At 55.1% G+C, this 274-nt stretch carries 1 protein-coding gene; it reads left to right on the top strand.

Translation table 11 applies throughout. The features are described from left to right. On the top strand, positions 1 to 274 hold a 274-nt coding region (gene rplE / locus AAEY79_RS14850), incomplete at both ends, for a 50S ribosomal protein L5 (protein ID WP_352289135.1).

Below are 274 nucleotides of genomic sequence, written 5' to 3'. Positions count from 1 at the left end.
CTGTTGCCGACCTGGAAAAGATCACCGGTCAGAAAGTCGTTGTGACTTACGCTCGGAAATCCATCGCTGGCTTTAAAGTCCGTGAAGGTTGGCCGATCGGCGTCAAAGTGACTCTGCGCCGTGAGCGTATGTACGAATTCCTGGATCGTCTGCTGTCGATCTCCCTGCCTCGGGTCCGCGACTTCCGCGGCCTGAATGCCAAGTCCTTCGATGGTCGTGGTAACTACAGCATGGGCGTGAAAGAGCAGATCATCTTCCCGGAAATCGACTACGA

The sequence above is a fragment of the Psychrobacter sp. GW64-MNA-CIBAN-0177 genome, from assembly GCF_040309585.1.
Taxonomy (GTDB): Bacteria; Pseudomonadota; Gammaproteobacteria; order Pseudomonadales; family Moraxellaceae; genus Psychrobacter; species Psychrobacter okhotskensis.
This window is presented reverse-complemented; position numbering and strand designations above follow the sequence as displayed.